The sequence below is a fragment of the Streptomyces chengmaiensis genome, assembly GCF_029846775.1.
Lineage (GTDB): Bacteria > Actinomycetota > Actinomycetes > Streptomycetales > Streptomycetaceae > Streptomyces > Streptomyces chengmaiensis.
This window is the reverse complement of the sequence record NZ_JARWBG010000002.1, coordinates 210,578-234,093: the sequence shown is the minus strand read 5'-3', so window position 1 is coordinate 234,093 and position 23,516 is coordinate 210,578. Positions and strand designations below refer to the sequence as shown.

Genomic DNA, 23,516 nt, shown 5'->3' with positions numbered 1-23,516 from the left:
CGCTGACGGAGATGACCCTCTATGCCGGATCGATGCTGACACTTCTGTTCTTCGTCTACGCGGGAATGGGTCTCGGCCGGGAGCCACGAGGGCCCGGCGTCGACGGAAGAAACTCGTCCAGCAACTCGGCGTACCCGCGGGCGAGCACGTTCCAGTCCACGAGGGAGGCCGCCGCACGTGCGTTGTCCGCCAACTGAGCGCGCAGCGCCGGGCTGCGCAGTACGTGTGTGAGGCGGCGGACGAACTCCTCGGTGGTGTCGACGACGACGCCTGCGCCTGTGCGGGTCACCAGATCGGTCGGGACGCAGCGGTAGCCGATCACCGGTACTCCGGCGCTGATGTACTCGGACAACTTGACGGCGGCACGGCGGTGTTGAATGCGTCTCGGATAGACGGCGGCGTCGAATGCGTCCAGATAGGTGGGCACCTGGTGCTGCGGAACCCGGCCGACGATCTCGATGTCGTCCCGGCCGTCGAGCTTGCGGCGCAGTCCGGCGCCGATTCCGCCCACCAGCCACAGTCGGGCGCGCGGACACGCTCTCACCACGGCGGGCCACACCTCGTCGACGAGGTGGTCGACGTCGTAGGCGGTACCGGCGCCGGCCTCCTCGGCGGTCTGGTGCCAGGCTGCGACATACCCCACGGTCAGCTCCCCGGGCGCGCGGCGCTGACGCAGCTGCCGGGCCAGACGGGCGTCGACGTCGAGAGTTGACGCGCCCTGGCCGATGACTCGGATCGGGGCTCGGATGCCCAGCTCGCGGTAATGATCGGCAGCGGACTCGTTGGTCACCACGATCGCGGCCACGCGCTGTGAGCCGAGCAGGGAGATCTCCTCCGTGGTGAACAAGGGATCGTCCATGTCCACGACGACGGGAAACCGCGCATGCGCGATGTGCTGGACGTTGGTGATGAACCCGTAGCGGTAGGTTCTTGCCGCGCGCCCGAACAGGTATGTGTTGTGCACCCCGCTTGTCATGTGCAGCGCCCGGAACTGCACTCCGCGGACGTACCTGTTGTCAGCGCATGACAGCAGGTAGTTGTCAATTCGGCGCAGCCGGGGCAGCAGGCTCTCATATCGGGCGTTGCTTCCCGCGAACCAGATGTTTGTGTGGAAGATGCGGTTCTCTGCATCGCCTTTGCGGCCGAGACTCAGAAAGGCCGTCGGGCCCTTCCTGGCAACCTGCATGGCCATTCCCGGTCAGTCGGAGTAGGGGCGGGCGCAGAAAAGGAAGTTGGTGTAGAGCAGGTCTGGATCTCTGAAGCGGCCGGTCACCGGGACGATCCCTTGGGCGCTGATGTGGTAGACGTGCCTGTATCCGGCGGGAGTCACCACCCGGCGGGCGCTCTCCAGCGCCGCAGAGTCAAGGCACTCGATGATCAGGTGGGGTGCGCGGGTGCGGAGAATCTCCGACATCCCTCCCAGCACCTGTGACTCCAGGCCCTCCACATCGATCTTTACCAGGTCCACCGGCATACCCGAGAGGAGCGCGTCCCCCGTCGTCACCTCGGCTTCGAGGGTCGTCTCCCCCTGGAGGGGGGCGCGAAGTGATGCAGCGTGGGTCCTTCTGCGCGGGATGGAGAGTGTGGCGCTTCCGGGAGCGTCGGACAACGCCGCCGCCACCACCGTGAGTCGTTCGGTGAGCCCGTTCAGTGCGGCATTCGCCCGGATGCGCTCGGCCAGGCCCGGGTTCGGCTCGCAGGCGATGACCCGCAGCTCGGGATTGGCAAGGCATCCCAGGATCGAATAGATCCCGGTGTGCGCTCCCACATCGACGAATACACGGGACTTCTTGGCCAACGAGTACAGCAACGGCTGGGTCGTTCTCTCCCAATCCCGCATATCGCGCCAGACGATCATGCGGCCGAACCCGTCCTCCTCGAAACACTCATACCGGAAAGGGGATCCGTCCGGGGCATGCAAGGTGGCCACACCGATAGGCTGGAGCCGTCGGTACAGGGCTTTGGGAAGACATTTGTGCGTGGCCCCCTGCTGGATCAGACGCTGCATCGCCGGGCTTCGTCGGACAATCCCGTTCCTGATGCTGATGGCAGTGGAGCGCAAGGATGTCGTGGTCATCTGCAATAACTCCTCTTTCTCTCCAGCCTGGTGCACGACGATATACGCGGCATCAACGCCTACAGGGATTCGCCACCGTCGGCGGTCGGCCGTTCACCCGTGCGCAGGGAGCGAGCAGGGCCTGTTGCAGCGCCTTTCCCGACAGACGCCTGTTCCGTCCTGCCCCGGTGCTCATGCGAACGAGCTGTCCGCCGGCGCCTCACTCCGGCGTGGCGAAACCGGGATTTCCGCACCGGGCAGGGTGCGGGTGAGGAACCACAGCACGACGAACCAGCCGACCGTGCTCAGAGCCAGTAGGCCCAGGGAGCTCCAGGCGAAGGCCAGCGCCACGAGTGACGCGCCGACCCAGATCTGGGTGACGCCGACCAGAGCCCCCAACTGGCAGATTCCTTCGACGGTCAGGAAGGCCAGCCGGACGCCTGGGAAGCCGAGGGCCGGCGGCAGTACCTTCCCCCAGACCACGCCGCCGCGCAGCGCGGCTCCGGCCAGCAGCACCAGGGCGGTCGTCGACAACATCACGTACCCATGGCCGTAGACCAAGGTCAGCAGCGGGCCCACCAGGGGGGTGGCGACGACGACGGTGATGACCCCGATGCCGCCGATCAGTGCACTGCAGCGCAGGGTGTCGCGCCTCACCGCCGAACGGCGCCCCTCGGCACTGGCCTGCGCCAGACGAGGGTAGAGCTGCGTCGCCACCGGGCTGACGAAACTCGAGAAGAGGCGGCCCGGTGCGGAGGCAATCCTCAGGTATGTCACCAGCGTCGGTCCGCCGAGCAGCCCGGCCAGTACGGAGATGCCGGTGTCCGAGGCCAATGAGACGGACCCTGCCGCCGAACTCTTCACCAGGAAGGGCACCAGGCCGACGGGCAGCGCGGCGGGACCGACAGCGGGTGAGCCGCACGCCTCGCGCACCCGCCGGCAGGCACTGGTGGTCAGCACGGATGTGGACACCAACGCCATGACCACGGTGGCCGCGAGGTAGCCGATCGGACCGGCCACCAGCAGGGCCGCAAGGGCGCCCAGACAACCGACGACGGCGAGAACCAGACGGATGGCGCCCAGCCGGGCCAGTTGGTCGGCGATCGCGAAACCGGACGATGCGCTCCCGGAAGGAGTGGCCGCCCCGGCAGCCAGCAGGGCCAGTAGGAACAGCCAGAACCGATCGCCGGAAATCCACCCGGCGGCAGCGGCAGCCAACACCGCGACCACGCCCACCAGCGTCGCCAGCACCCCGGCCGCGACGTCCAGCCGGAGAAGCCGGATATACAGCCGGGTTCCGCAGCCATGGCCTCGAAGCCGCTCGACGGGGACGAACCGCTGCTGCGCGTCCTCGAAGCGCGGATCCCACAGCAGGAACCAGACCGTGGCCACTGCCTGGGCGAACAGCACTTCTCCCGCTCCGGTGCTGCCGGCGATCCTGATCAGCACGGCGGTGGTGGCGAACGACAGGGCGGACTCGATCTGACTGGCGGCCGTGAGCGAGCCGAAGGTCCGCAGATGTCTCCGCCACGACCGCCGCTTCCCTGCCGGCCCGGCGTGTTGCCGTCGCCGGGTCTCCTTCACAGGACCTTGTCGCGCTCCCTCCGGATGTGGCTGTGCAGCATCGTCGCTTCCACCGGCCGGCGTTCGGTTGTCGGGGTCAGAGCACACTGGCACCAGCCGGTTCGCCGGCTGACTGTGCCGCGTACTGGGGAAGCCCGCGGAACCACCGCACCGTCTCCGCCAGCCCGTGGTCCAGCGGCACCGGCGTGACATCGGGGAAGAGTCCACGCAGTACGCCGTCGGAGGCCTGGGAGTCACGGACGTCTCCGGGACGGGCTGCCAGGTGTTCCACGGTGGGCGGCGGGCCTCCCACCGCCTCGGCGAGACGCTGGACGAGCTCGCGGATGGAGACCCGGGTGCCGAAGGCCAGGTTCACGGGGCCCGCGCAGGTGACGTGGCGGAGCGCGGCGTCGGCCAGGACCCGGACAACGGTGCCGACATAGGTGAAGTCACGCGTCTGCAGACCGTCGCCGTGGACGGTCACCGGCGCTCCGCGCAGCATGGCGTGGATGAAGGCGGGGACGACCGCGGCATAGGCGTGCCCCGCGGGCTGGAGCGGCCCGTACACGTTGAAGAAGCGCAGCGCGAGCACGGGGAGGCCGAAACTGGCCCCGTGCGCGAGTACATACGCCTCCGTGGCGAGCTTGCTCGCGGCGTAGGGGCTGAGAGGGCGGGTCGGCAGGTCCTCGTGCTTGGGCAGCGTGGGGACCGCTCCGTACACCGAGGACGAGGAAGCGGCGACCAGATGGGTGCCTCGGCGGCGGCACGCCTCCAGCACCCTTACGGTGCCGGTGGCGTTGACCTCGTGGCTGGCGAAGGGATCCGCGAGGGACCGGGGGACGGACGGGCGCGCGGCCAGGTGCACCACCGCGTCCGCCGAGGACACCGCGTCGTCCAGCAGATCGGTGTCGAGGATGCTGGCTTCCACCAGTTCCGCGTCGACGCCCTTGAGATTCGCGGCGCTGCCGGTGCTGAGATCGTCCAGGGCGATGATGCGCCCGACGCCGGGGCGGGCGGAGAGTTCACGGCACAGGTTCGCCCCGATGAACCCGGCTCCGCCGGTGACTACTACGTTCATTTCCCTTCACCCTCTGTCGGAGTAGGCGGCCACCAGCCGTGCGCCACCGCGATGGAGGCGTACAGGCGGTGGGTGTCGTCGACCAGGCGCTCCGCGCCGAATCGGCGGGTGGTCCAGGAGCGGGCGCGCTCGCCCATGTCCTGGCGGAGGCGCGGGTCACGAAGGAGGCGCACGGTGTGGCGGGTCAGCTCCGGGGCGTGGGGGCCGCACAGCAGCCCGGTCTCCCCGTCCCGTACGACCTCTGCCACGCTGCCCACGTCGGTTGCCACCACAGGCACCCCCGCCTGGCCCGCCTCGATGAGGCTGACCGGCATCCCCTCGTTGTCGGACGTGAGCAGGACCACGTCCGCCGCCGCGTACACGGTCTCCACGTCGGTGCGCCAGCCCAGGCGGTGGAGAGCACCGTCCAAGCCGTGGTCCTGTTGCAGAACGGCCCCCAGGTCGCCCTCCCCGCACATCAGGAAGGCGGCCTCGGGGACCGTGCGGCGTACCTCCTGCGCGACGGCCAGGAAGCGGTCAGGGCGCTTGATCCGCGTCACCCGGCCGACATAGGCCACCACCGGGGCGTCCTGGGGGAGGCCCAGCAGCCGCCGGGCCTCGGAACGCTCCGGCGGTGCGGGGAGCAGGGTGCCGGGCGGCACCACCGCGTACTGTTCCGTCCGGCCGATTCCGGCGGCGAGGAGTTCGTCGCGCACCCGCTCGCCGACCGCCACCAGCCGGTCGGTGCCTCGCGCCAGCCCTCGCTCGGCGTGCACCACCAGTCTGGTCTTCCGCGGTGAGAAGTAGCCGTGCAGCAGATGCCCGTGAAACGTGTGCACCCGGGCGGGAACGCGGGCCGTGATCGCCGCGATGCGCCCGAGCGCTCCGGCTTTGGCCGTGTGGGTGTGAACGATGTGCGGACGGAACTGCCGGATGGCCGCGACGAGTTCCCGCAGGGCCCGGACGTCGTCGGCGGGCCGCACCGCCCGCCCCAGGAAGGGCACACGGGAGACCGCCACATCGGTGGCCGACGTCTCGATGTAGTCCGCTTCGTCCGGTCCCACGGAACCGGCGAACAGCCGGTGGTCGAAACGCTCGGTGTCCAGGCCGCGCATCAGGGCGGACACCTGGAGGGCCGGGCCACCGACGTTCATCCTGGCGATGACTCTTATGACGCGGAGACGCATGGAGGCGACCTCGTATTCCGGAGTTCGGATGAGCGCTGGCTGAGGAATGTGCCGGCCGAGGCCGGGTGTCCGATCACGGGAAGCCCGTTGCGTCTATTCGCAGGCGGACACGGCCTCCAGGCGGGCGCGCAGCGGCGTGACCAGAGGCTGGTTCAGCAGTACGGGGGTGCGGTCGCTGATCGGCTCCAGGAGGTGGAGCGTCAGCGTGCGGCTGCTCTGCGCGGGCAGCTCCACATCCAGCGTGTAGACGGCGTGGCCGCGTTCGACGCTGGTGCCCACGGTGACCGGCTGACCGTCCAGGGTGGCGCCGGACAGGCGGGCGCCCGAGCTGGCGTAGTAGGAGACGAGCACGCGGTTGTCTCCCGGCCGGGTGGGGTATGGCGGATCGTCGACGCGCTGAGTGACGTAAGGGGGGAGCCCCGACGCGGGGGCCCGGTTGCCGAGTGTGACCCGCGCGGTGACCTTTCGGCCGTGCCGAGTGCAGTCGCCGGGGATCCAGTGCAACTCCCGATCCAGGTAGTAGTCGAGCTTGCCGCCCGCGGCGTTGTTGACCACCACTCCCGCGAGCGGTCCGGACTGCGACGGCAAGGCACCGGCCAGGGGGCGTTGCTGCAGCAGGCTCTGTTCCCGATGCTCGGCGCTCCATACTTTCAGGCGCCCCTGCCGCGTGATGTCGTAGGTCGCCTTGAGGAGTTCGGGAAGCTGGCCGGGGGTGCTCAGGGCACCCGTGAACGTGGTCGCGGCGGCGCGTGCGACGCCGAGGAGGAACGCCTTGCGCTCCCGGCTGTCGGCGAAGCGGGCATAGCTGGTGCGCTGGGTGAGTTCCAGTACGTTGTCGGCAGTGAGCGCTGTTCCGTCGGGCAGTCTGCCCGGGCCTGTCGCCTGAAGAAGCCTGGCCAGGGCGCTGGGATCCACGGCGGCCGCACCGTCCACCCGCTGTCCGCTGTACTTGCTCCACGCCGCCGTCCAGATGCGTGCCGCGTAGGGGAAATGAGGGCTGACGTTCGAGTTGGCCCAGGTGCCGGTGGGGTCCATGGCGCCGTACTGAGCACGGTACTCGGCTCCCAGGTCGACGTCGGGGCGCACATGGGCCAGCGTGGTGTCGATGTCGAAGGTCTCGAACCGGGGTCTGCCCTGATCGACCGTCAGTACGGTGAAGGCTCCGGGGAGGCCTCCGGTGCCCCTGGCTTCGGCGGTGTTCTGGAACACGACGATGTAACGCCGTGGGCCGTCCATTCCCAGCATGGAGGGAAGCACACGGCCCGCCACAGCCATGTCGGCCATGGCGGGGGCCGTCCGTTGGAGCTGCGAGACCAGCTGGACACGCGCCCGATCGAGCCCCGGCACCCAGGACGCGCGAGGCAGCCCATCGGCGAGAGCGCGCGTCTCGGCGGCAGCCCGTGCGGCCTGCTCAAGAGCCGCGGCACTGCTGCGGAGTTCGGACAGCAGGGCGTGCAGCCCGCTGTGACCGGCATCGTCGCTCGGCCGCGCCGCGAGTCCCACCAACGGCGGCAGCACGTCACCGGCCAGCCGGTCGGCGGACTCGGCGATGCCGCGAACCGTGGTGACCGGCCGACCCAGATAGGGCACATGTGAGGCCATGTACCAGGCGGGGCCGGTGGTGAGCCGGTGTGCCCGGGCGGCATGTGCCGCCGCGGCCCGCATCGTTCTCTCGGGGCTCGTCGAACTTTCTGTGGGTGAAGCGCTTGTGACGGTGCGCTTGAGCGTTGACAGCTGCCGCTGCGCCTTCAGCAGTTCGGAGCGTGCCATCAGCCCGGTGACCCCGATCCAGGCGGCGCCGGCCACGCACAGCGCCGCGGCGGCCAGCAGTGCGTTCCTGACTGAAGGGCGCCGAAGGGATCCGCGCAGGCGGGAGACGCCGTGGACGGGACCGGAAGGCCCTGGGACGGCAGACACATGTCGCTCCGTCATGGCACATGAATACATGCACGAACGGAGTGGTCGACTGCCGGGCGATCGGTGTTGCGCGTAAGTCACCTGATGGGGTGGCTCACTCCTGCCGCGGGCCCCTGGTGGGCGAGCCTGTCTCCTCGGGAACGAACACCACACGGAACATCTTGGGCCAGAACTTGCCGGTGACCAGGAACTGGTCGGTGCCGGGGACGGCCGCCACGCCGTTCAGGACGGAACCGTCCACGCGCTCGCTCTCACGGAGGAGCCCGGTGGCATCGATGCTCGCCGTCACCGCGCCGGTGGCAGGGTCGATGCGCACGATCCGATCGCTCAACAGGACGTTGGCGTACACGGCGTCGCCGACACACTCCAGTTCGTTCAGCATCGTCACCGGTCGCCCGTTCTCGGTGACTTCGATGTCGCCCGTCGTCCCGAGCGTCCTCGGGTCCCGGAACGTCAACCGGGACGAACCGTCGCTCGTCACCAGCCGGTTCCGGGACCGCTGATGGCACACTCCCCAGCCCTCGTCGGGGTAGCGGACGCGGCGCACCTCCTTCAAGGTCCTCGCATCGCGCTCGACGGCGATCCCGTTCCGCCAGGTGAGCTGCCAGAGCGTCCGGCCTACGAGGGTGATCCCCTCGCCGAACAACGGAGCCGGCATGTCCACACGGGCCGTGGGCCGGCCGCCGGGCGGGCCCGCCCGTACCGATGACCGCCCGGCCAGACCGGTCCCTTCGTACAGCGTGTCACCGGCCATTTCCAGACCCTGGGTGAAGGCCTGCGGATCGTGCGGCAGGGCCTCCAGCACCTTGACGCGCAACCGCTCCACATCGTCCGCGGACGCCACCGCGTCCCTCGCGGTGCAGGACGTGCAGCACAGGAGCAGCGCCCCCGAGAACACGGACGCCATCACGACGCCGACGTGTTCACGCAGGCAGGCACCGCTCTGTTCTGACGGCGTCATCTTCTCCACTCTCCTCGGTCGAGCGCCTGCCTGCCGGGCTGTTTGCGGGCCGAATGGGGGTGGCTCCCCGGATCGGGATGTTCTAGCCCCTATGTTCAGCAATGTACATAGGGAATAAACCTCTCCTTTGGGTGGTTTCCCTCGGTCCTTTGAGGGGTGCAGTTTGGATCTCCACGGATTCCTGAAGGCTCTTGCCCGACGCTGGGTGACCGTTGCGGTCTGTCTTGTTCTCGCGGTGGGGGCGGCGCTCGCCGTCACGCAGCTGAGCACCCCCGTCTACGCTGCCGGAACGCAACTCTTCGTGGCCACTCGCTCCAGTGAGGACACCACTCAGCTGAGCCAGGGGCAGAGCTTCTCGCAGGCGCGGGTACAGTCCTACGCCGCGATCGTGCCGACCCGTCAGGTGACCGGGCCGGTTGTGCGTGATCTGAAGCTGAGCACCACACCGGAGGAGCTGGCATCCCGGATCACCGCCGACGCCCCGCTCGACACCGTGCTCATCAACATCACCGTCCGGGACGCCGACCCCAAGCGTGCCGCAGAGATCGCCAATGCCGTCGCGGCCAGCTTCAGCGCGGTCGTCGAGCGGCTGGAGACACCCAAGCCGGTAGGCTCCCGGCGCGACGCGGACGCACCTCCAGCCGCTGTCTCACCCGTCTCGCTGGGCGTCACCCAGCAGGCGGTCGCGCCCGACGCCCCCGTCTCTCCGCGGCCGTTGCTCAACCTGGCCGGAGGAGCGTGTGTCGGACTGCTGCTCGCCGCCGGACTCGTCGTCCTGCGCGAGACCCTCGACACCACCCTCAAGACCAGCCAGGCGCTCAGCGAGCTCACCGGTCTGCCGGCCCTCGGAACCATTCCGTACGACAAGAGCGCACCCGCACAGCCGCTCATCACCGCCGCCGCTCACTCCCAGCGCGCCGAAGCGTTCCGCAAACTCCGTACCAATCTGCAGTTCGCCCAGGTCGACGACCGTCCCCGGATCATCATGGTGACGAGTTCGGTGCCGGGTGAGGGCAAGACCAACACCTCGGTGAACCTGGCCCTCTCCCTCGTGGAGGCAGGCGTCTCCACGTGTCTGGTCGACGCCGACCTGCGCCGTCCGTGTGTGGCCAATACCTTCGGCCTCGTCCAGGACGCCGGACTGACCACCGTGCTCATCGGACAGGCCCGGGCCGAGGAAGTGATGCAGCAGGTCGGCAACGGGCTCTCGGTGCTGGCGGGTGGCGCCGTGCCGCCGAACCCCACCGAGTTGCTGGCCTCGGCCCGTATGAGCGAGGTCCTCCAAGACCTCGCGAAAACGTACGAGGCGGTCATCGTCGACACGGCGCCGCTGCTGCCGGTCGCCGACACCATCGGACTCGCCCCGCTGGCCCAGGGCACGCTGCTCGTCGTCCGGTCCTCGAAGACCAGCCGAGACCAGGTCCGCACCGCCACCGATGCGCTGGAACAGGTGGGCGGCCGTGTGCTCGGCACCGTTTTCAACATGGCCGCGCCCCCGAAGGGCGACCGCTACGAAGCCTACGGGGCGCACGGCGAACTGCCCGCGCCGCGTTTGGCGGCCCAGCAGAAGAAGGCCGCCGTCATGGATCTCGCAAGTGAGAAATGAGCCGGGGGCCGCGGGTCCGACGTGCCGTAGCGCACCTCGGCCGGTGCCGAGGTGCGCTACCGAGGCGTGTCGCCGAGCCGTCGGCCGGCTCAGAAGGGGGAGACCTTGAGGAGGCGCTCCTTGACGGCGTCCCCGTCCTGCGACGGCCAGGCCCAGTCGAGGCTGCCCGCGTTCTGCAGGGCAGCCTTGACGGTCTGGGGGGACGCGGTCGGGTGGGTGGCCAGGTAGAGTGCGGCGCCGCCCGCCGCGTGCGGCGCGGCCATGGAGGTGCCGGACAGGGTGGTGTAGCCGCCGTTGAGGTAGGTCGACCTGATGCACACGCCCGGTGCGATCAGATCGATGTCGGAGCCGAAGTTGGAGAAGTCGGCGAGGGTGTCGTCCTGGTCGTCGCGGCAGGTCGGCCCGGCCAGGCCGCCGGGCTTCCCGTCGAAGTCCGCCAGAGCGCTGACGGTGATCACCTCGTCGTACGCGGCCGGCACGGTGTTCTTGGCGTCGGCGTGGCTGTTGCCGGCCGCCACGGTGTAGGTGACGCCCTTGGCGACCGAGTTGCAGATGGCTTGGTGCATGGCGTCGTTGCTGGTCTTGCCGCAGTTGCCGTCGTCGGCGCCGGAACCGCCCAGACTCATGTTGGCCACTTTGATCTGGTCGGCGTGCTGGGTGACGTAGTCGATGCCGCACAGGACGGTCGAGGTCGATCCCATGCCGAGGGGGCTGAGCACCTGCACCGGCCAGAGCCGCACACCGGGAGCCACCCCGACGACTCCGGTCCCGTTGTCCAGGGCGCCGATGGTGCCCGCCACGTGCGTGCCGTGGCCGTGGTAGTCGTTGGGCGGCAGGAAGGGCATCCAGCAGTTGACACCGCCGGACCGGTTCACATTGAGGTCCGGGTGGCTGGTGCTGATCCCGGTGTCGAGGACCGCGACATCCGTGTTGACCCGTGTGTCCACACCGTCGATGGCCGCGGTCGGGCTGAGGTCGGCGTCGACCCGGTTCACACCGGTCGGGACCGACTGGTCCGTGGCACGGACCACTCGGTCCGGCTGCACCGACTGCACCTGCGGGTCGAGGGCTAGCGCGGCCGCGGTGCTCGCGGTCATCGACGCCGCATAGCCATGGAGTGCATGGCGATAGACGTGGTGCACGAGGGCGCCCATGCCGGAGGCGCGCTCGGTCGCCGCCGTCAGGACGTCGTCCATGTCGCCATGTCGGTCAGTGCCGGTGTCCTTGAGCATCACGATGTACCGGTCGGCGATCGTGCCGGTCGTGTCGGACACCATGGCTGTGGGCGGGAAGTCTACTTCGCCCGTATGGGCGATGGCACTCGGTGTACCAGCCGCCAGGGCCGTCGCGAGGAGGGTCACCACAATGGTCTTGGGCATCCCGGACCTTTCTCGAATGTGTCGGAGTGGCGAGCCGGACTGACTTTGATGTTCTGGGTGTTCAGCTCGGCCGTGATTCCTAGAGCTTGCAGGTGCGCGAGGAATGGCGACGCCCCGACGTTCGGGCAGGCGGGATTTTCCGTGTATCTGTCAGCCGTGTGGCTCTGTGGCCCGCTTTCTGTGACGGTGCGAGAGCGTCAGCGTTCCGCGGAAACACGCGACGCCGGTGTTATGTGAATGCTTCGCACCCGGGTCTCAACGTTCGCAACGGGGGCGACCATGCGGCGGGGCCGGCGGCGCCTGTCGGCGCCCTTGCTCTGGGCGCCGCCGAATACGCGGCGGCCGCAGAAGCCCGCTGTTTCGGACCGTCGGCCTACTGAGCGACGCGGTGGTCCACGTCATTCGCCTCAAGGTCGGTGTGTTCGGGGCATCGTCGTCCACGGCCCGCTGCCCGAGGCGGTGACCGCCGGCCCGCTGACTCGTGGTGCGTTGTGCCGTTCTTCTCCGCCGTGGCCGTGGCCGTGGCCGTGGCCGTGGCCGTGGCGCTGCGCGTTCGGTGCGGGAAGGGATGACGACGGCAATCCAGATCCCTCTTGAGGGTGAAGTCGGTAGCTCGATGCGGCAGCAGGTGCCTTACGGGCCCTTGCCCTCAGACGGATGTGACGTCCATTTGGTGATCTTCATGCGCCAGATGGAGTCTCATACACCGACAGACGTTAAGACATGCCTTTCGGCGAGATACATGCGTATACCGTACTCGCGGGTCGCGCCAAGGCGTCGGCCTGATCCCACTCGAGGAGCGTGAAATGCGATGACGGCGTCATCCAAATGGCGTGCCGCACTCGCGGCCACAGCAGCCTCTGCTGTCATGGCCGCTGTACCAGTACTGGGGGCGCAGTCCGCCCTGGCCCAACCGTATCCCCCGCAGCCTCCGAGCCTGACTCTCGGCGCCGACACCGTCACCCAGGGAGACTCGCTCGACTTGACCGGAACCGGATTCGGACCGGGTGAGGACGGCATCGAGTCGGCGATCTTCTCCGACAAGGTCATTCTGGATTTCCACACGGCCGACGAGAACGGCACGGTGACGGACACCGTCACCATCCCCCATCACGTCAAGCCGGGTGAGCACATCTTCCGCCTCGAGGGTGAGATGCAGGTCCTCCTGGCCGAGATCACCGTGCTGGACGACGAAGACGATCCCGGTCGTCCCGGTGACGGTGACGGTCCCGGTCGTCCCGGTGACGGTGACGGTGACGGTCCTGGTCGTCCCGGTGACGGTGACGGTGACGGTCCTGGTCGTCCCGGTGACGGCCATGGCCACCCCGGTGACGGCGACGGGCCCGACCGTGATCAGGACGGCAGGCCCGGCCGCGATCACGACGGCAGGCCGCGCCTCGCAGACACGGGTGAGGACCACTCGGCCCTCCTGCTGGGCGGAGTCGCCGGGCTGTTCCTGCTCGGTGGCGGGGCGATTCTTCTCACCCGGCGCGTGAAGCGCGGCTGATCTGCGCGCATAACAAGCGCCCCCGACGCCTCAGGCAATACCTGTGACGGCCGGCAGCGACGAACCCTTCCCACACGCTCTCGCGGCGTCGGGTCGGGTACGTGCTGTCGGCCGTCGGCGTCTGTGCGTATCCGGGATCGGCTGGGCGAGTCGGTCGCGGTGCGGCCGACTCCGCACAGAAATGTGATGGCCCGACCGCGGGTCGATATGTGGGATGTAAGGGCAGTCATTCGGTTGGTTCCTGCGGGGTGTTTCAGGCCTTATCTGTCACCCGGCCTAGGTGTCCGCGTTATTCGGGTGTCCGTGAAATTCCTCGTGCGCCGTACTCCCTGCGGAGGTTCGAGGTACAGCCACCAGAACGACGGAGGAGACAACCGTGTGGAACACCGCTCTCTGGGTGTTGATCGTCTGTGCTTCTGCCTGCACCGTGGGAGCCCTTCTGGGGTCGCCTCCACTCGGCCGGATGTGGCGTGTTGACGTTCTTGAGCTGCGTCGGCGCCGCCGCATGATCGAAGTGCTCGAAGAGAACACCCACCCCCTGCATCGCGAGCTGGACGCTGTCGGCGTGGACCTCCTGACGGTGGCCCGATCCTGACCAACGGTCAAGCAATAGGGGTCATCATATGAATGTCGCAGCGCGAGTGAATACTGTCGAAATTCTTATGGACTGCATGCTTGCTCCGGTGTCCCTTCACTCCTTTGCCGCGCATCCAGGGGGAAGGGGAAGCGTTAGTGGTGACATGACTAAGGAAAGGAACATCGGCCTGTCCGTCCATCGCGAGGACGGACAGGGCCTGGCCGGGGCACATGCGGTGACGATGGGCCCCTCTATCCACACTCCGTCCTCTGCGTACTCCACGCCCGGTGCCAACGGCACTTCCGGCAAACCGGGGCGGCCGGTTGTACTGCGGGCCGCCGAACCCCTGCTGCGGAGATCTCCGGATTCCATGATGATGCGGCTGCGGGTTGGTCGCATTCAACGATTGGGTGCCTTGACAGGCCAAGGAACCCGTCCTCGGGCCGAATGATCAAGTTGCGAGATGAACGACGAGCGCATCGACCACCACTCCGGCTTCCACGCCGACCATCGCGGCTGGTACGACATGGAGGGCACCGGCCGGCATCGGCGTGCGACCGAGGCGTCCCACGCCCCCCTGGTTCCGCCGGATCCGGCATGGGACCCGGCCGAGGAACTCGCCTACCTGCTCCAGGACGCCATGGCGGCCGAGCGTGCCCCAGCCGAGCGCCCGGCCTGCGAGGAGACGTCGGTAACCGCACCGCCTTCAGGAAGCCCTCTGGGGAAGCTGCGAGATATCACGGCCGAACTGCCGCCGCTGAGGGTTGCTCCCACGAGCCATCGGAAGCTGCGGGAACGCAGACGTCCCAGCGGTGTGCGCACCCTGAGCTGTCTGATCGCCGCATTGGTCGCCGTCATCACATCGATGGTGAGCGTCTTCGGCGGCATGGCCACCTATGAGCCTTTGCGGCTCGCTGCCGTTCTCACCTCGCAGAACAGTGCTGTTTCCTGGTGGCCGCTGCTTGTTTACGGTCCCTGGCTTGTGGCGGCGCTGTCGATCCTGCGCGCCGCGCTGCACCGATGCCGGGCCGTGCACTCCTGGGCCGTGGTACTGCTGTTCTCCTCCGCCGCGGTGTTCCTGTGTGTCGTCCAGTCACACGGAACCGCCACCGACGTCGCTGCTGCTGCCCTGCCGACTTGCGCGGCTCTGGCGTGCTTTCAGCAACTCGTCCGACAGATCCGCCTGACAAGGCCACATCACCGAACCAGGCCCCGGCACCGATCGCGGCTCGCCGCGAGCACGGCCGCATTCGCTGACACGGAATCGGTTCGCGTGACGACGGACAGGCGTTCTCAGCCGCACGTACCCTGACGGGATCTCTGAGGCACTGGTGGGAGGCTCCAGTGTCGTCGGACTCCGGAGCGGCGGCCTGCGGAAGCGCTCCGTCCTTCCGCCTCCATCGCCGCGGTGCGGCGATGGAGGCCGGCCGATTGGGGCGGGCGCACCGGTGCCCGTAGCGCCCATCGCGACGGGCACCGGGAGAAGACGGCGACCACACAGACAGGTGAACCCGGAACCGGCCATCCCGGAACCGCGGGCCGGGACCTCCTTCCCCGGTCAGAGGATCCGGGAATACGGCCGCCGTGACGATCCGAATGGTCTTCGCCTGGCCGACGGCCGAAGCGCTCCGGGCCGCCCGGCTCGACGCCCATGAGTCATCCGGTCCGTACGGCCGCCGCGACGCGCTGCACGACGCCCTCGATCCGTTCCAGGCACTTCTGCACCTCTTGGGGACCGGCGCCGACAGGATCGTCGATGTCGTCATCACCGGCGTACGCACGCACGGCACCACGCCGAGAGGCCGCGCCCTGGACGAGGTTCGCGAACCGTGCGGCGGGATCCACCACACCCGAGGCGTCCTCGGCCCGCACCAGCCGGGCGAACTCGCAGAGGGTGAAAGACCGGGTCAGCGACCATGTGGGAGCCAGCCGCACAGCGGCTTCGCGATGTTCCCTCGCGGCCCCCAGCACCAGATCCGAGTTCTCGACCAACTCCTTCGTCAGGCGCCGGGAGTTCGTTCCGGAAGGATCCGCTCCGCGTGCGAGGAGGAAGGACGCCACCGTGGTCGCCATGGGAGTGCCGGGGAGGGCCTCCGTGCCCGCACTGCTCACCCGGATCGTCTGCCGAGCATCGAGATCGAGCAGCTGCTGCCTGAGCAGGCACTCGGCGAGGGGCGAGCGGTAGAGGTTGCCGGTGCACACGACGAGTACGCGGAACCCGGGTGCGTACGCGCCGGGCGACGAGGAAGGCGAGGACCCGAGGATGTTGAGCATGGCGTCAGTATTCACCGGTGACTTCCACTGGGCGGGGAGCCTCAGCTCCGTCAGGGCGTCGGATCGCCGTTTCGGGTGGAAACGCCGCCAAGTCGCCGACCCCTGGCGATGCCCTTCGGGGCGGCGCGTGTCGCCCCGGCGCCGTGAGGCGTCCTGTCGACCGGTGGGCGCGTCGAGCGCTGGAGGCGGCGGGCCGTGACTCACGATGGCCCTGTTGCGCGTGCCGGGGGCGATCGGCGGTGACCGGTGGGCCGTGGCCCGGCGTGCCCGTACGAGGCCGCGGGGCATCCGGCCGCGCGGAAGCGTGCCGGCTGCCGATCAAGGACCGGCTGACCCGCCACGGCCTCCGCCACGGGCACCGCACGCTCCTGGAGGAGCTGGGCACGCCCAAGGTCCTCATGGACGAGCGGATGGGCCACGAGGACGGATCGGTCGGGGCGCGCTACTCGCCCATGACCGACTCCATGCGGGCCCTGCTGATGGAACAGCTCACCGAGGTCCGGCACAAATCGCTGGACGACCGCCTGGCGCTTGCGCCCCGGTCCGCGGTGCCAGTGCTCGACCGGCTGCTGCAGGAGCGTGCGGAGTCCGCGTAGCCGCCGACCAAGATCACACCTGGTTGACACCCAACACCCGCATAGAACGCAGTCAGGGCCGGTCTCCCCGAAGGGTGACCGGCCCTGACCTGCTCTTACGAAGTCGGGGTGGCGGGATTTGAACCCACGACCTCTTCGTCCCGAACGCGATCAGGCCCTTTGTGACCTTGTCCACAAGGTGCTGAGCTGCACGTACCACTCCGCAGGCGTCCATAGCCGTCCAGGACGGTACTGGCGCGGCTGCCTCGTTTGGCCCCCCGTTTGGCCCCCTGCTCGGACGCCTGCGGGGCCATATCGTGGGCGGATCGTGCCTGGTCCCGGGGCCTGTGGGCGCGCTCGCTCGGCCGACTACGTGCGTCGCTGTTGCCGGCATGAGCTTGGTGTAGGGACAGCCCGAGCATGGTCCGCAACGCAACTGGGCAGAGAAGCATCTATGGCGGTGACCGATCCGTGACAGAACGTAGAGTTCGCAAGCGTCACTTTGGTCCCTAACCTATGGTCGAGGGGGAGGTGAGTGGCATGTCTGTCCGTGTCCGGGTGGAACCGGCTCTGTTGGAGTGGGCGGTTGAGCGGGCCGGATGGTCGGAGGAGATTACTGCCCAACGTGTCCCGAAGCTTGACGAGTGGCTTACCGGGAGAGCTCGCCCCACGCTGAAGCAGTTGGAGCGTTTCGCTCACCTCACCCACGCACCGCTCGGACTCCTGTTCCTCCCTGAGCCGCCGGAGGAGCCTGTACCGATCCCCGACATGCGAACGCTCGGCAATCGCGCCATTGTTCGCCCCTCCGTCGACCTCCTTGACACCATCTATTCCTGCCAGTCGCGACAGGACTGGTACCGCGATTATGCGAACAGTCACGGCGCCCCAGACCTCGAATTCGTTGGATCTGTAAACACGTCTAGTGACTCCCGTGAAGTAGCCGACGAGATCAGGGAAGTGTTGCGCTTCAGCGTTTCTGAGCGGACGGCTTTCGCAACTTGGCGAGAAGCGTTGCGTCAACTCATTGACCGCATCGAGGACATTGGGGTTCTCGTTATGGTCAATGGGGTGGTGGGAGCTGACACGCATCGTAAGCTGAAGCCGGAGGAGTTTCGCGGCTTCGCCCTGTCCGATCCCATTGCTCCGCTGATTTTCGTTAACGGTGCGGATACTAAGGCTGCTCAAATCTTCACCATGGTTCATGAGCTTTGCCATATCTGGCTCGGTGAAAGTGCACTCTCTGATGCTGCAATGGCGAAGAAAAGTGACAATGAAGCGGAGCTATGGTGCAATCGTGTGGCAGCAGAGGTGCTTGTTCCGCTGGTGGAAATTCGCAGTGAGTATGGCGGTGACGCTACAGTTGCCGAGTTGGAACGTCTTGCGCGTCGGTATCGCGTAAGTACCCTAGTGGTTTTGAAGCGGCTCTATGATGCAGGGTTCCTTCAATGGGATGATTATCAGGCGCGGTACGCTGCTGAACGCCAACGTGTTGTCGCCGCAATGGCAGGGCGGGAGGGTGAGTCTGGTGGCAGTTTCTATAACACGCAGCCTCTGCGTCTTGGTCGACGGTTCGCACGCGCAGTGATCGCAGACACCTTTGAAGGCGGGACGCCCTTCAGGGATGCCTATCATCTTCTGGGTACGAAAAAGCATCAGACGTTTGAGAATCTCGTTGCGAGTATCGGGGCCGCCTAATGTATCTAGTCGACTCCAACGTGCTGATCGAGGCGAAGAATCGCTACTATGCCTTTGATATAGCGCCTGGATTCTGGGCGTGGCTTGATTACGCTCACACTAACTTCGTAGCATGCAGCATTGAGCCTGTAAGGGATGAGTTGATCCAGGGTGGGGACGAGCTAGCAGATTGGGCGAGCGGTCATCCTGACTTCTTTCGGCCCATTGACGCAGTCACTACCACGCACTTTGCTCCGCTTACGGTTTGGGCTAATTCTCGCAGCTACACGACTGCTGCCATCGCGGAATTCTTGAATAATACGGCTGATTTCTTCTTGGTGGCCTATGCGAGAGCGCACAATCATACGCTCGTCACCCACGAACAACCTCGGCCGGACTCTAAGAGGCGCATTCTTATTCCAGACGCCTGCGAGGCGATGGGGGTTACTTACGCGAATACATTCGTAATGTTGCGAAATTCGAGAGCGCGGCTTGACTTCCAAACGCCGACGGCTGCCTGATCGTCGGACGGTTAATGACGCGAGGACCTGGGTCCATGTGAACCCAGGTCGCCTCTCGTGAAGTCACCGAGGCATGAACCCGGGCTTCTGCTCGGCGAGCGAGTGAAGCCGGGCGAGGTAGTCCTGTGCCCCCGGCTCGGAGCTGTACCGGTGGCGCATCTCGGCAGCAAGCTCGCGGCTGGTCATGATCAGTGAAGGCACCGACTTGCGGTCCCCTTCGAGAGCCCGCTCACCCATGATGAGTGCCTGCTCCAAGTCGCCCTCACGCGCCGCCGTGACTCCGAGCGTGACCCGCGCTTCCGCATTGCGCATCGGTGAACGCTCGGTGCCGTCGAAGTCTGTTCCCGCCCTCAGCACCTCGTCGGCGAGCGTGCGAGCAAGCTTGTCTTCGCCGACGAGGCGGTAGCAATCCATTGCGTAGAAGTCGAACTTGGCTGGGTCCACCACGAAGTGGTTGTCCAGGTTCTCGGGGTACGGCATCCCTTCGAGCAACCGCCGCCCCTTGTCCAAGGCCACCTCGACTTGCCGGCGGTCGCCGATCCGGGCCCACGCCTTGGCTTCCTGGGCTGCGAGTTGCACGGCCACGCCGTGGTGCTGCGCCGTCTCGGCTCCGGCCCGCGCTGCTGCGATGACACCGCGGTAGTCGCCGGTCGTGAGAGCGAACCACGCCCGCATCTCGTGCGCCCACCCGGCGACCTCCGCATGGTCAGCCTCGGTCGCGAGCGAGAGCGCCGCCTGCCGTGTCGACTCAGCCGCGTGCCGTGCGCCCGTGTCGTACTCGACACAGCCGACCAGGAGGGCGAGCCAACCGGACAGTGCGAGAACCTCGCGATGCTGCGCGAGCGTGAGGCTCTTTGTGTGGAGTTCGACGACACGGCGCAGCCACTGGCGCCCCTCGATGAGAAGCTGCTCGCTCGGCATGAACGGGTACTCCGAGGCGAGCCTGTCGGCCGTGATCCGCAGGGCGTCAAGCGTGGCGTTGTCGACGTCGGACCGGTTGAGACGGCTCACGATCTCCAGCGTCTCCATGCCGGACGCTGCCAGGATCTCCCTGTCACCGTCCCGCCGTGAGGGCGCCGGGAAGAGCGCGTGCGTCACGGTGCCGAAGAGGGCCGCGATGATCGGTTGGTAAAAGTCGTTCGGCATCTGGCCTGACTCCCAGCGCTTCCACTGGCGAATCATGCTGTCTTCCGCTGGGAGCTCCGTGGGAGCGTGCGCCCGAAGCGCCCTTACCGCGTCGCGCTGCGACCAGTCACGGGCCGCTCGTTCGGCAGCGATGCGCCGCGCCCATGCGGGCCTGTCGTCGGTCATGTGCCCTCCTCCGAGTGCCTACTCCGAGTCTCACCCGCGAGCCACGGGGACAGGGAAGGGGACACGGGGGTGTCACTGGACATGTCCCCACCTCCGCTTCGCCGTCCCCTGGCTGTCACTTACGCCACAACTCCCGTTCCCTGCAAGCTGGTTGCAGATCACGCACCACCCGGGACGGAGCGCTCTTCGAGCACTGCGACCCGTTCAGCCAATGCCTGAATCTGGGAGCGGATTTCCTTGATGTCGTCGCGCACGTCGCTGCTGGGGGAAGCCCCGTCGCTGACGAAGTTGCCGAGGTTCCCGGCCGACACGATCAACCCCTCGGCCCGGAGTGCAGCCAAGCCGTTCTGGATGGTCTGGCTCGCGAACCCGAAGCGGTCCATCAGCTCGCGCTGTGACGGGAGCTTGTCTCCCGGCTTCATCTTCTTGATGTCGTCGCGAAGTGCGTCCGCGACCTGCACCGCTTTCGGCTTCGGCCCTCCTGTGACAGTCATGCTCTGAGCGTACCCACCACAGCGAACTAGTGCGCATCACCCCACGAGGGTTGTGCACCACAGCAGACTAGTGCAAGCTAGTCAACAAGCGGTCCCGAAACCTCGGGAAACAGCCGCTTGACCTGCACGAATGCACAGGGCGGGGACGCTGCAATCCCGCTAAAGGCCAGGTGGAACAGGGCTTCGGCCCGTACTGGCGAGGTGGCCCGGTGACCGCGAGCAACGGCCGGAGAGTGGGGACACGGTCCCCCTTGCAGTGCGTATCCCCTGTTCAGCGGTCTGAAGGAGTGGCAGTGAGTCGACGAAAGCGATGGGCGCGGCCGTGATGACCGGCACGGCGGCGCCGTTGCATCCCACCGCCCGCGAGCACCTCGCAGTGCTGCGGGCAACCGGTCACCTTCCACCGAATCGCGGCGGCTAGCGCCGCGCCGGTTGCTCGCCTTGCCCGTCCGGGAGCTCTGCGGAGCGTCTCGTACGGGCGGGGTTGAGGGGAGCCGGAGCCCCGGTGTCCACAGCGTTCCGGAGCAGTCGCCGTCTCACCACACATGCCTGCGACTGCTCCGGCTCCAGTCCCTCCCACTTCAGGAGCATTCATGCGTGCGTACATCGGTCGCCAACAGGCCATCTCCGCTGAGGACTTCGCGGAACTCGCGCTCGGCACCCCCATTGAGCTGTGGCTCGGGGAGGAGGGCGAGACGGACGAAGAGCCCGCGGCCCGCGAGGACGCGGCGCGCGACATCCTCGCCGACAACCCGAACCTTCCCGATGACCTGGTCCGCATGGCCGCCCAGGTCATCGAGGAGAACCCGAACCTGTTCGACGTCATCCCGCTCACCCGCCCCGCCCGGCGCCGTCGCCCGGCACGCAAGGGGGTGGCGGCATGACCACGTCTCCCACCCCGGAGGCGCCCGCGTCCGGGGTGCCGCCGCTGACCCGCCCGGAAATGGGGCTCGCCGGAGTCGGCGCGCTCGCCGCGGCCGGAGTCGGCGCGCTCGGCCTGATCGCCTCCTTCGACGCCGTGTCGGCTGCCGCGCTGCGCTGGGGTTTCGGTGAGCCGTGGATGCTGCCGGTCGGCATCGACGTGGCCATCCCCGTCTTCACCGTCGCCAACCTGCTGCTGATCCGCATGGATATGGCGCTCGCATGGGTGCGGTTCGTGCCCTGGGTGCTCACCCTGGTCACCTGCGGGCTGAACGTCGCCGCCGGACACGGCGTGTGGGCCAAGGTCGCGCACGGCACGATGCCGCTGCTGTGGGTGGTGTTCTCCGAGATCGGCGCGCACATCTACGCCGTCCGCATCGGCGCTGCCACCGGCCGCCGCATGGAGAAGATCCGGTTCTCCCGCTGGCTGTTGGCCTTCCCCTCCACCTTCGCTTTGTGGCGCCGCATGACGCTGTGGGAGGTCACCTCCTACTCCGAGGCACTCCAGCGGGAGAAGGAACGGCAGTTGGCCCGCGCGGACCTGCGCGAGCGCTACGGCCGTAAGTGGCGCTCGAAGACCCCGCGGCGCGAGCGCGTGATGCTGCGCATGGGCGAACTCGCCCCCGCCACAACTGAGCAGGAGACGCCCGCACCGCCCACGGTGGAGACTCCGCCGGCGCCTCCGGCCGACCCCAGGCCGCGCCCGCGCCGGGCTCCTGTCAAGGGCAAGGGCAAGGCACAGCGCACCTTCGAGGAGCTGCTGACCGAGGCACGCGCGGCCACCGCGCAGTGGACGGACGCAGAGCTGACCGCGGACCGCCTCCGCACCACGCTGCACGTCTCGCAGGCCAACGCCCGCACGCTGCGCGACACCCTGAAGGGCGAGCGCGCCGAGGGCCGCCCGCTGCACTCGGTCGAAAACGCCGTTGCCGATTCGCGTCAGGATGACGCACCGGCTGAGGCGGCCTGATGCCCGCGTACGGCAAGTGCTTCGACCCGTCCGGCGCCCGGTTCGGGGTGCCCACCTTCCCGTGGCGCTTCGCCCCGGACGGCTACGCCACACGCCGCCAGTTGCGCGAGCGCGGGTTACGGCCCGGTGGGCAGCCAGTCGCCGCGCAGGTGATGCGCCAGCACCGGGGCCGCAAAGCGGGCGTGCAGGTCGCCTACCTCTACCGCGAGGACTTGGCCAAGCCGGTCCGCCCGATGACATCGCGCAAGTGGGGCGCGCTGGCGTTGGCGATGCTCGCCCGACGTACCTGCCCTCAGTGCCGGATCACCTACAGCTACTGCCTGCCGACCGCGCTCGGCTGCTGCCTGCTGTGCGCCTACCCCGATCCTCCGGCCGATGGCCCTGACCCGGGAGGTCAGCTGTGAAGCACTTCGTCTGCGAGTCGCCGGGCGACGACCACGCCCGCACCGAACGGCTGCTGGACGCCGCCGACATCGCTTTCGAGTACGAGCCCGCCACGGAGCTGCACGCCGACTTCGAGGCCGTCGTCATGGAAGGCCTGCTGACTGACCGTGCCGTCCCCGTCTATCCACCCGTCGGCCACACCTACCCCAGGAGGGGCTGACCATGTCCAAGCCCAACACCCGCCGCCTTGACCGCGAGATCCAGCAGACCGAGCGCAAGCTCGAAGCGGTCCGCAAGCAGGAGATGTGGCCGCTGACCGGCCGCGAGCGCCGTCAGGTCGTGTCTGCCCTGGCGGGTGGCTCGTACAAGGTCGTCCGCGGCAAGAGCCCCGGCCGCGCGGAACGGAAGCTGGAGACGCTGTGGCAGTCGGTGCTGAACCGGCTCACCACGGAGCTGACCGCGTTGCAGACCGAGCGGCAGCGGATCGTCAACGAGGCCGCCACCGCGAAGGCCGCCAAGAAGTCCTCCATCTGGTGGTGACCGCGCCGACCACGGGCGCCCCCACCGCCGTCTGACCGCCCC

General features: G+C 67.9%; 22 protein-coding genes and 1 pseudogene. 12 read left to right on the top strand and 11 right to left on the bottom strand.

Translation table 11 applies throughout. From position 1 onward, the window contains the following. Positions 1–55: 55 nt before the first annotated feature. The 7 genes from QCN29_RS02900 to QCN29_RS02870 form a co-directional block, all read right to left on the bottom strand. Complete coding sequence (locus QCN29_RS02900; protein ID WP_279926039.1) at positions 56–1,186, bottom strand: glycosyltransferase family 4 protein; 1,131 nt, start codon at positions 1,184–1,186, stop codon at positions 56–58. A 12-nt stretch (positions 1,187–1,198) separates the two neighbouring features. Next, positions 1,199–2,077, bottom strand: a complete 879-nt coding sequence (locus QCN29_RS02895) for an FkbM family methyltransferase (RefSeq protein ID WP_279926037.1) — start codon at positions 2,075–2,077, stop codon at positions 1,199–1,201. Between the two features lie 171 nt (positions 2,078–2,248). Next, the gene (locus tag QCN29_RS02890) at positions 2,249–3,640 is read right to left on the bottom strand and encodes a lipopolysaccharide biosynthesis protein (protein ID WP_279926036.1); all 1,392 of its coding nucleotides are present in this window, start codon (positions 3,638–3,640) and stop codon (positions 2,249–2,251) included. Between the two features lie 76 nt (positions 3,641–3,716). Further along, positions 3,717–4,697, bottom strand: a complete 981-nt coding sequence (locus QCN29_RS02885; protein WP_279926035.1) for an NAD-dependent epimerase/dehydratase family protein — start codon at positions 4,695–4,697, stop codon at positions 3,717–3,719. Next, a complete protein-coding gene (locus tag QCN29_RS02880; RefSeq protein WP_279926034.1) occupies positions 4,694–5,863 on the bottom strand; it encodes a glycosyltransferase in 1,170 nt (389 codons plus the stop codon). Before QCN29_RS02880 ends, QCN29_RS02885 begins: the two co-directional genes overlap by 4 nt. A gap of 93 nt (positions 5,864–5,956) precedes the next feature. Continuing rightward, positions 5,957–7,780 carry a DUF4012 domain-containing protein gene (locus QCN29_RS02875; protein WP_279926032.1) on the bottom strand — a complete coding sequence of 608 codons (1,824 nt, stop codon included), beginning with the start codon at positions 7,778–7,780 and terminating at the stop codon, positions 5,957–5,959. Positions 7,781–7,874: 94 nt separating this feature from the next. Further along, positions 7,875–8,741 carry a glutaminyl-peptide cyclotransferase gene (locus QCN29_RS02870; RefSeq protein ID WP_279926031.1) on the bottom strand — a complete coding sequence of 289 codons (867 nt, stop codon included), beginning with the start codon at positions 8,739–8,741 and terminating at the stop codon, positions 7,875–7,877. Between the two features lie 163 nt (positions 8,742–8,904). Here QCN29_RS02870 and QCN29_RS02865 point away from each other — a divergent pair, with 163 nt between their 5' ends. Continuing rightward, complete coding sequence (locus QCN29_RS02865) at positions 8,905–10,347, top strand: polysaccharide biosynthesis tyrosine autokinase (protein ID WP_279926030.1); 1,443 nt, start codon at positions 8,905–8,907, stop codon at positions 10,345–10,347. Between the two features lie 89 nt (positions 10,348–10,436). Here QCN29_RS02865 and QCN29_RS02860 read toward each other — a convergent pair whose 3' ends face one another. Then, positions 10,437–11,726 carry a S8 family serine peptidase gene (locus QCN29_RS02860; protein WP_279926028.1) on the bottom strand — a complete coding sequence of 430 codons (1,290 nt, stop codon included), beginning with the start codon at positions 11,724–11,726 and terminating at the stop codon, positions 10,437–10,439. A gap of 868 nt (positions 11,727–12,594) precedes the next feature. On the opposite strand from QCN29_RS02860, the gene QCN29_RS02855 reads away from it, so the two are divergent. From QCN29_RS02855 to QCN29_RS02845, 3 genes are all read left to right on the top strand, one after another. Then, the gene (locus tag QCN29_RS02855; protein ID WP_279926027.1) at positions 12,595–13,233 is read left to right on the top strand and encodes an LPXTG cell wall anchor domain-containing protein; all 639 of its coding nucleotides are present in this window, start codon (positions 12,595–12,597) and stop codon (positions 13,231–13,233) included. A 376-nt stretch (positions 13,234–13,609) separates the two neighbouring features. Next, positions 13,610–13,828, top strand: coding sequence for a hypothetical protein (locus QCN29_RS02850; RefSeq protein ID WP_240134350.1), 219 nt, complete (start codon positions 13,610–13,612; stop codon positions 13,826–13,828). 445 nt (positions 13,829–14,273) lie between these two features. Then, positions 14,274–15,122: a DUF2637 domain-containing protein gene (locus QCN29_RS02845; RefSeq protein WP_279926026.1), complete on the top strand. Its 849-nt coding sequence runs from the start codon at positions 14,274–14,276 to the stop codon at positions 15,120–15,122. Between the two features lie 344 nt (positions 15,123–15,466). Here QCN29_RS02845 and QCN29_RS02840 read toward each other — a convergent pair whose 3' ends face one another. Continuing rightward, positions 15,467–16,099: an arsenate reductase/protein-tyrosine-phosphatase family protein gene (locus QCN29_RS02840; RefSeq protein WP_279926025.1), complete on the bottom strand. Its 633-nt coding sequence runs from the start codon at positions 16,097–16,099 to the stop codon at positions 15,467–15,469. 230 nt (positions 16,100–16,329) lie between these two features. Between QCN29_RS02840 and QCN29_RS02835 the strand changes: the two are divergent. The 3 genes and pseudogenes from QCN29_RS02835 to QCN29_RS37010 form a co-directional block, all read left to right on the top strand. Continuing rightward, a pseudogene (locus QCN29_RS02835) lies at positions 16,330–16,680 on the top strand (LacI family transcriptional regulator); the annotation flags it as partial. Between the two features lie 519 nt (positions 16,681–17,199). After that, positions 17,200–18,354, top strand: coding sequence for an ImmA/IrrE family metallo-endopeptidase (locus tag QCN29_RS02830; protein WP_279926024.1), 1,155 nt, complete (start codon positions 17,200–17,202; stop codon positions 18,352–18,354). Next, positions 18,354–18,854 (top strand): DUF4411 family protein, encoded by a 501-nt coding sequence (locus tag QCN29_RS37010; RefSeq protein ID WP_398859097.1) that lies wholly within the window; start codon positions 18,354–18,356, stop codon positions 18,852–18,854. The genes QCN29_RS02830 and QCN29_RS37010 overlap by 1 nt, the downstream gene beginning before the upstream one ends. Positions 18,855–18,917: 63 nt before the next feature. Here the strand turns inward: QCN29_RS37010 and QCN29_RS02825 are convergent, their stop codons facing one another. Together QCN29_RS02825 and QCN29_RS02820 are read right to left on the bottom strand one after the other, a co-directional pair. Beyond that, positions 18,918–20,165, bottom strand: a complete 1,248-nt coding sequence (locus QCN29_RS02825) for an XRE family transcriptional regulator (RefSeq protein ID WP_279926023.1) — start codon at positions 20,163–20,165, stop codon at positions 18,918–18,920. 158 nt (positions 20,166–20,323) lie between these two features. Continuing rightward, positions 20,324–20,659: a winged helix-turn-helix domain-containing protein gene (locus QCN29_RS02820; RefSeq protein WP_279926022.1), complete on the bottom strand. Its 336-nt coding sequence runs from the start codon at positions 20,657–20,659 to the stop codon at positions 20,324–20,326. A gap of 593 nt (positions 20,660–21,252) precedes the next feature. Between QCN29_RS02820 and QCN29_RS02815 the strand changes: the two genes are divergently transcribed. Genes QCN29_RS02815 through QCN29_RS02795 form a run of 5 tightly spaced genes read left to right on the top strand, consistent with a single transcriptional unit; the run spans position 21,253 to position 23,474 of the window. Then, the gene (locus QCN29_RS02815) at positions 21,253–21,543 is read left to right on the top strand and encodes a hypothetical protein (RefSeq protein WP_279926021.1); all 291 of its coding nucleotides are present in this window, start codon (positions 21,253–21,255) and stop codon (positions 21,541–21,543) included. Beyond that, positions 21,540–22,550: a DUF2637 domain-containing protein gene (locus tag QCN29_RS02810; protein WP_279926019.1), complete on the top strand. Its 1,011-nt coding sequence runs from the start codon at positions 21,540–21,542 to the stop codon at positions 22,548–22,550. The genes QCN29_RS02815 and QCN29_RS02810 overlap by 4 nt, the downstream gene beginning before the upstream one ends. Further along, complete coding sequence (locus tag QCN29_RS02805; protein WP_398859104.1) at positions 22,547–22,954, top strand: RRQRL motif-containing zinc-binding protein; 408 nt, start codon at positions 22,547–22,549, stop codon at positions 22,952–22,954. Before QCN29_RS02810 ends, QCN29_RS02805 begins: the two co-directional genes overlap by 4 nt. Next, on the top strand, positions 22,951–23,154 hold the full coding sequence (locus QCN29_RS02800) for a hypothetical protein (RefSeq protein ID WP_279926016.1): 204 nt from the start codon (positions 22,951–22,953) through the stop codon (positions 23,152–23,154). Before QCN29_RS02805 ends, QCN29_RS02800 begins: the two co-directional genes overlap by 4 nt. A 2-nt stretch (positions 23,155–23,156) precedes the next feature. Next, positions 23,157–23,474: a hypothetical protein gene (locus QCN29_RS02795; protein ID WP_279926015.1), complete on the top strand. Its 318-nt coding sequence runs from the start codon at positions 23,157–23,159 to the stop codon at positions 23,472–23,474. The last annotated feature ends 42 nt before the right edge of the window (positions 23,475–23,516 follow it).

Excerpts from the sequence above, each read along its gene's own strand:
- QCN29_RS02855 (WP_279926027.1), top strand. The coding sequence starts at position 12,595 with ATGGCCGCTGTACCAGTACTGGGGGCGCAGTCCGCCCTGGCCCAACCG.
- QCN29_RS02795 (WP_279926015.1), top strand. The coding sequence starts at position 23,157 with ATGTCCAAGCCCAACACCCGCCGCCTTGACCGCGAGATCCAGCAGACC.
- QCN29_RS02825 (WP_279926023.1), bottom strand. The coding sequence starts at position 20,165 with ATGACCGACGACAGGCCCGCATGGGCGCGGCGCATCGCTGCCGAACGA.
- QCN29_RS02885 (WP_279926035.1), bottom strand. The coding sequence starts at position 4,697 with ATGAACGTAGTAGTCACCGGCGGAGCCGGGTTCATCGGGGCGAACCTG.
- QCN29_RS37010 (WP_398859097.1), top strand. The coding sequence starts at position 18,354 with ATGTATCTAGTCGACTCCAACGTGCTGATCGAGGCGAAGAATCGCTAC.
- QCN29_RS02895 (WP_279926037.1), bottom strand. The coding sequence starts at position 2,077 with ATGACCACGACATCCTTGCGCTCCACTGCCATCAGCATCAGGAACGGG.
- QCN29_RS02845 (WP_279926026.1), top strand. The coding sequence starts at position 14,274 with ATGAACGACGAGCGCATCGACCACCACTCCGGCTTCCACGCCGACCAT.
- QCN29_RS02870 (WP_279926031.1), bottom strand. The coding sequence starts at position 8,741 with ATGACGCCGTCAGAACAGAGCGGTGCCTGCCTGCGTGAACACGTCGGC.
- QCN29_RS02820 (WP_279926022.1), bottom strand. The coding sequence starts at position 20,659 with ATGACTGTCACAGGAGGGCCGAAGCCGAAAGCGGTGCAGGTCGCGGAC.
- QCN29_RS02830 (WP_279926024.1), top strand. The coding sequence starts at position 17,200 with ATGTCTGTCCGTGTCCGGGTGGAACCGGCTCTGTTGGAGTGGGCGGTT.
- QCN29_RS02810 (WP_279926019.1), top strand. The coding sequence starts at position 21,540 with ATGACCACGTCTCCCACCCCGGAGGCGCCCGCGTCCGGGGTGCCGCCG.
- QCN29_RS02880 (WP_279926034.1), bottom strand. The coding sequence starts at position 5,863 with ATGCGTCTCCGCGTCATAAGAGTCATCGCCAGGATGAACGTCGGTGGC.
- QCN29_RS02815 (WP_279926021.1), top strand. The coding sequence starts at position 21,253 with ATGCGTGCGTACATCGGTCGCCAACAGGCCATCTCCGCTGAGGACTTC.
- QCN29_RS02900 (WP_279926039.1), bottom strand. The coding sequence starts at position 1,186 with ATGCAGGTTGCCAGGAAGGGCCCGACGGCCTTTCTGAGTCTCGGCCGC.
- QCN29_RS02860 (WP_279926028.1), bottom strand. The coding sequence starts at position 11,726 with ATGCCCAAGACCATTGTGGTGACCCTCCTCGCGACGGCCCTGGCGGCT.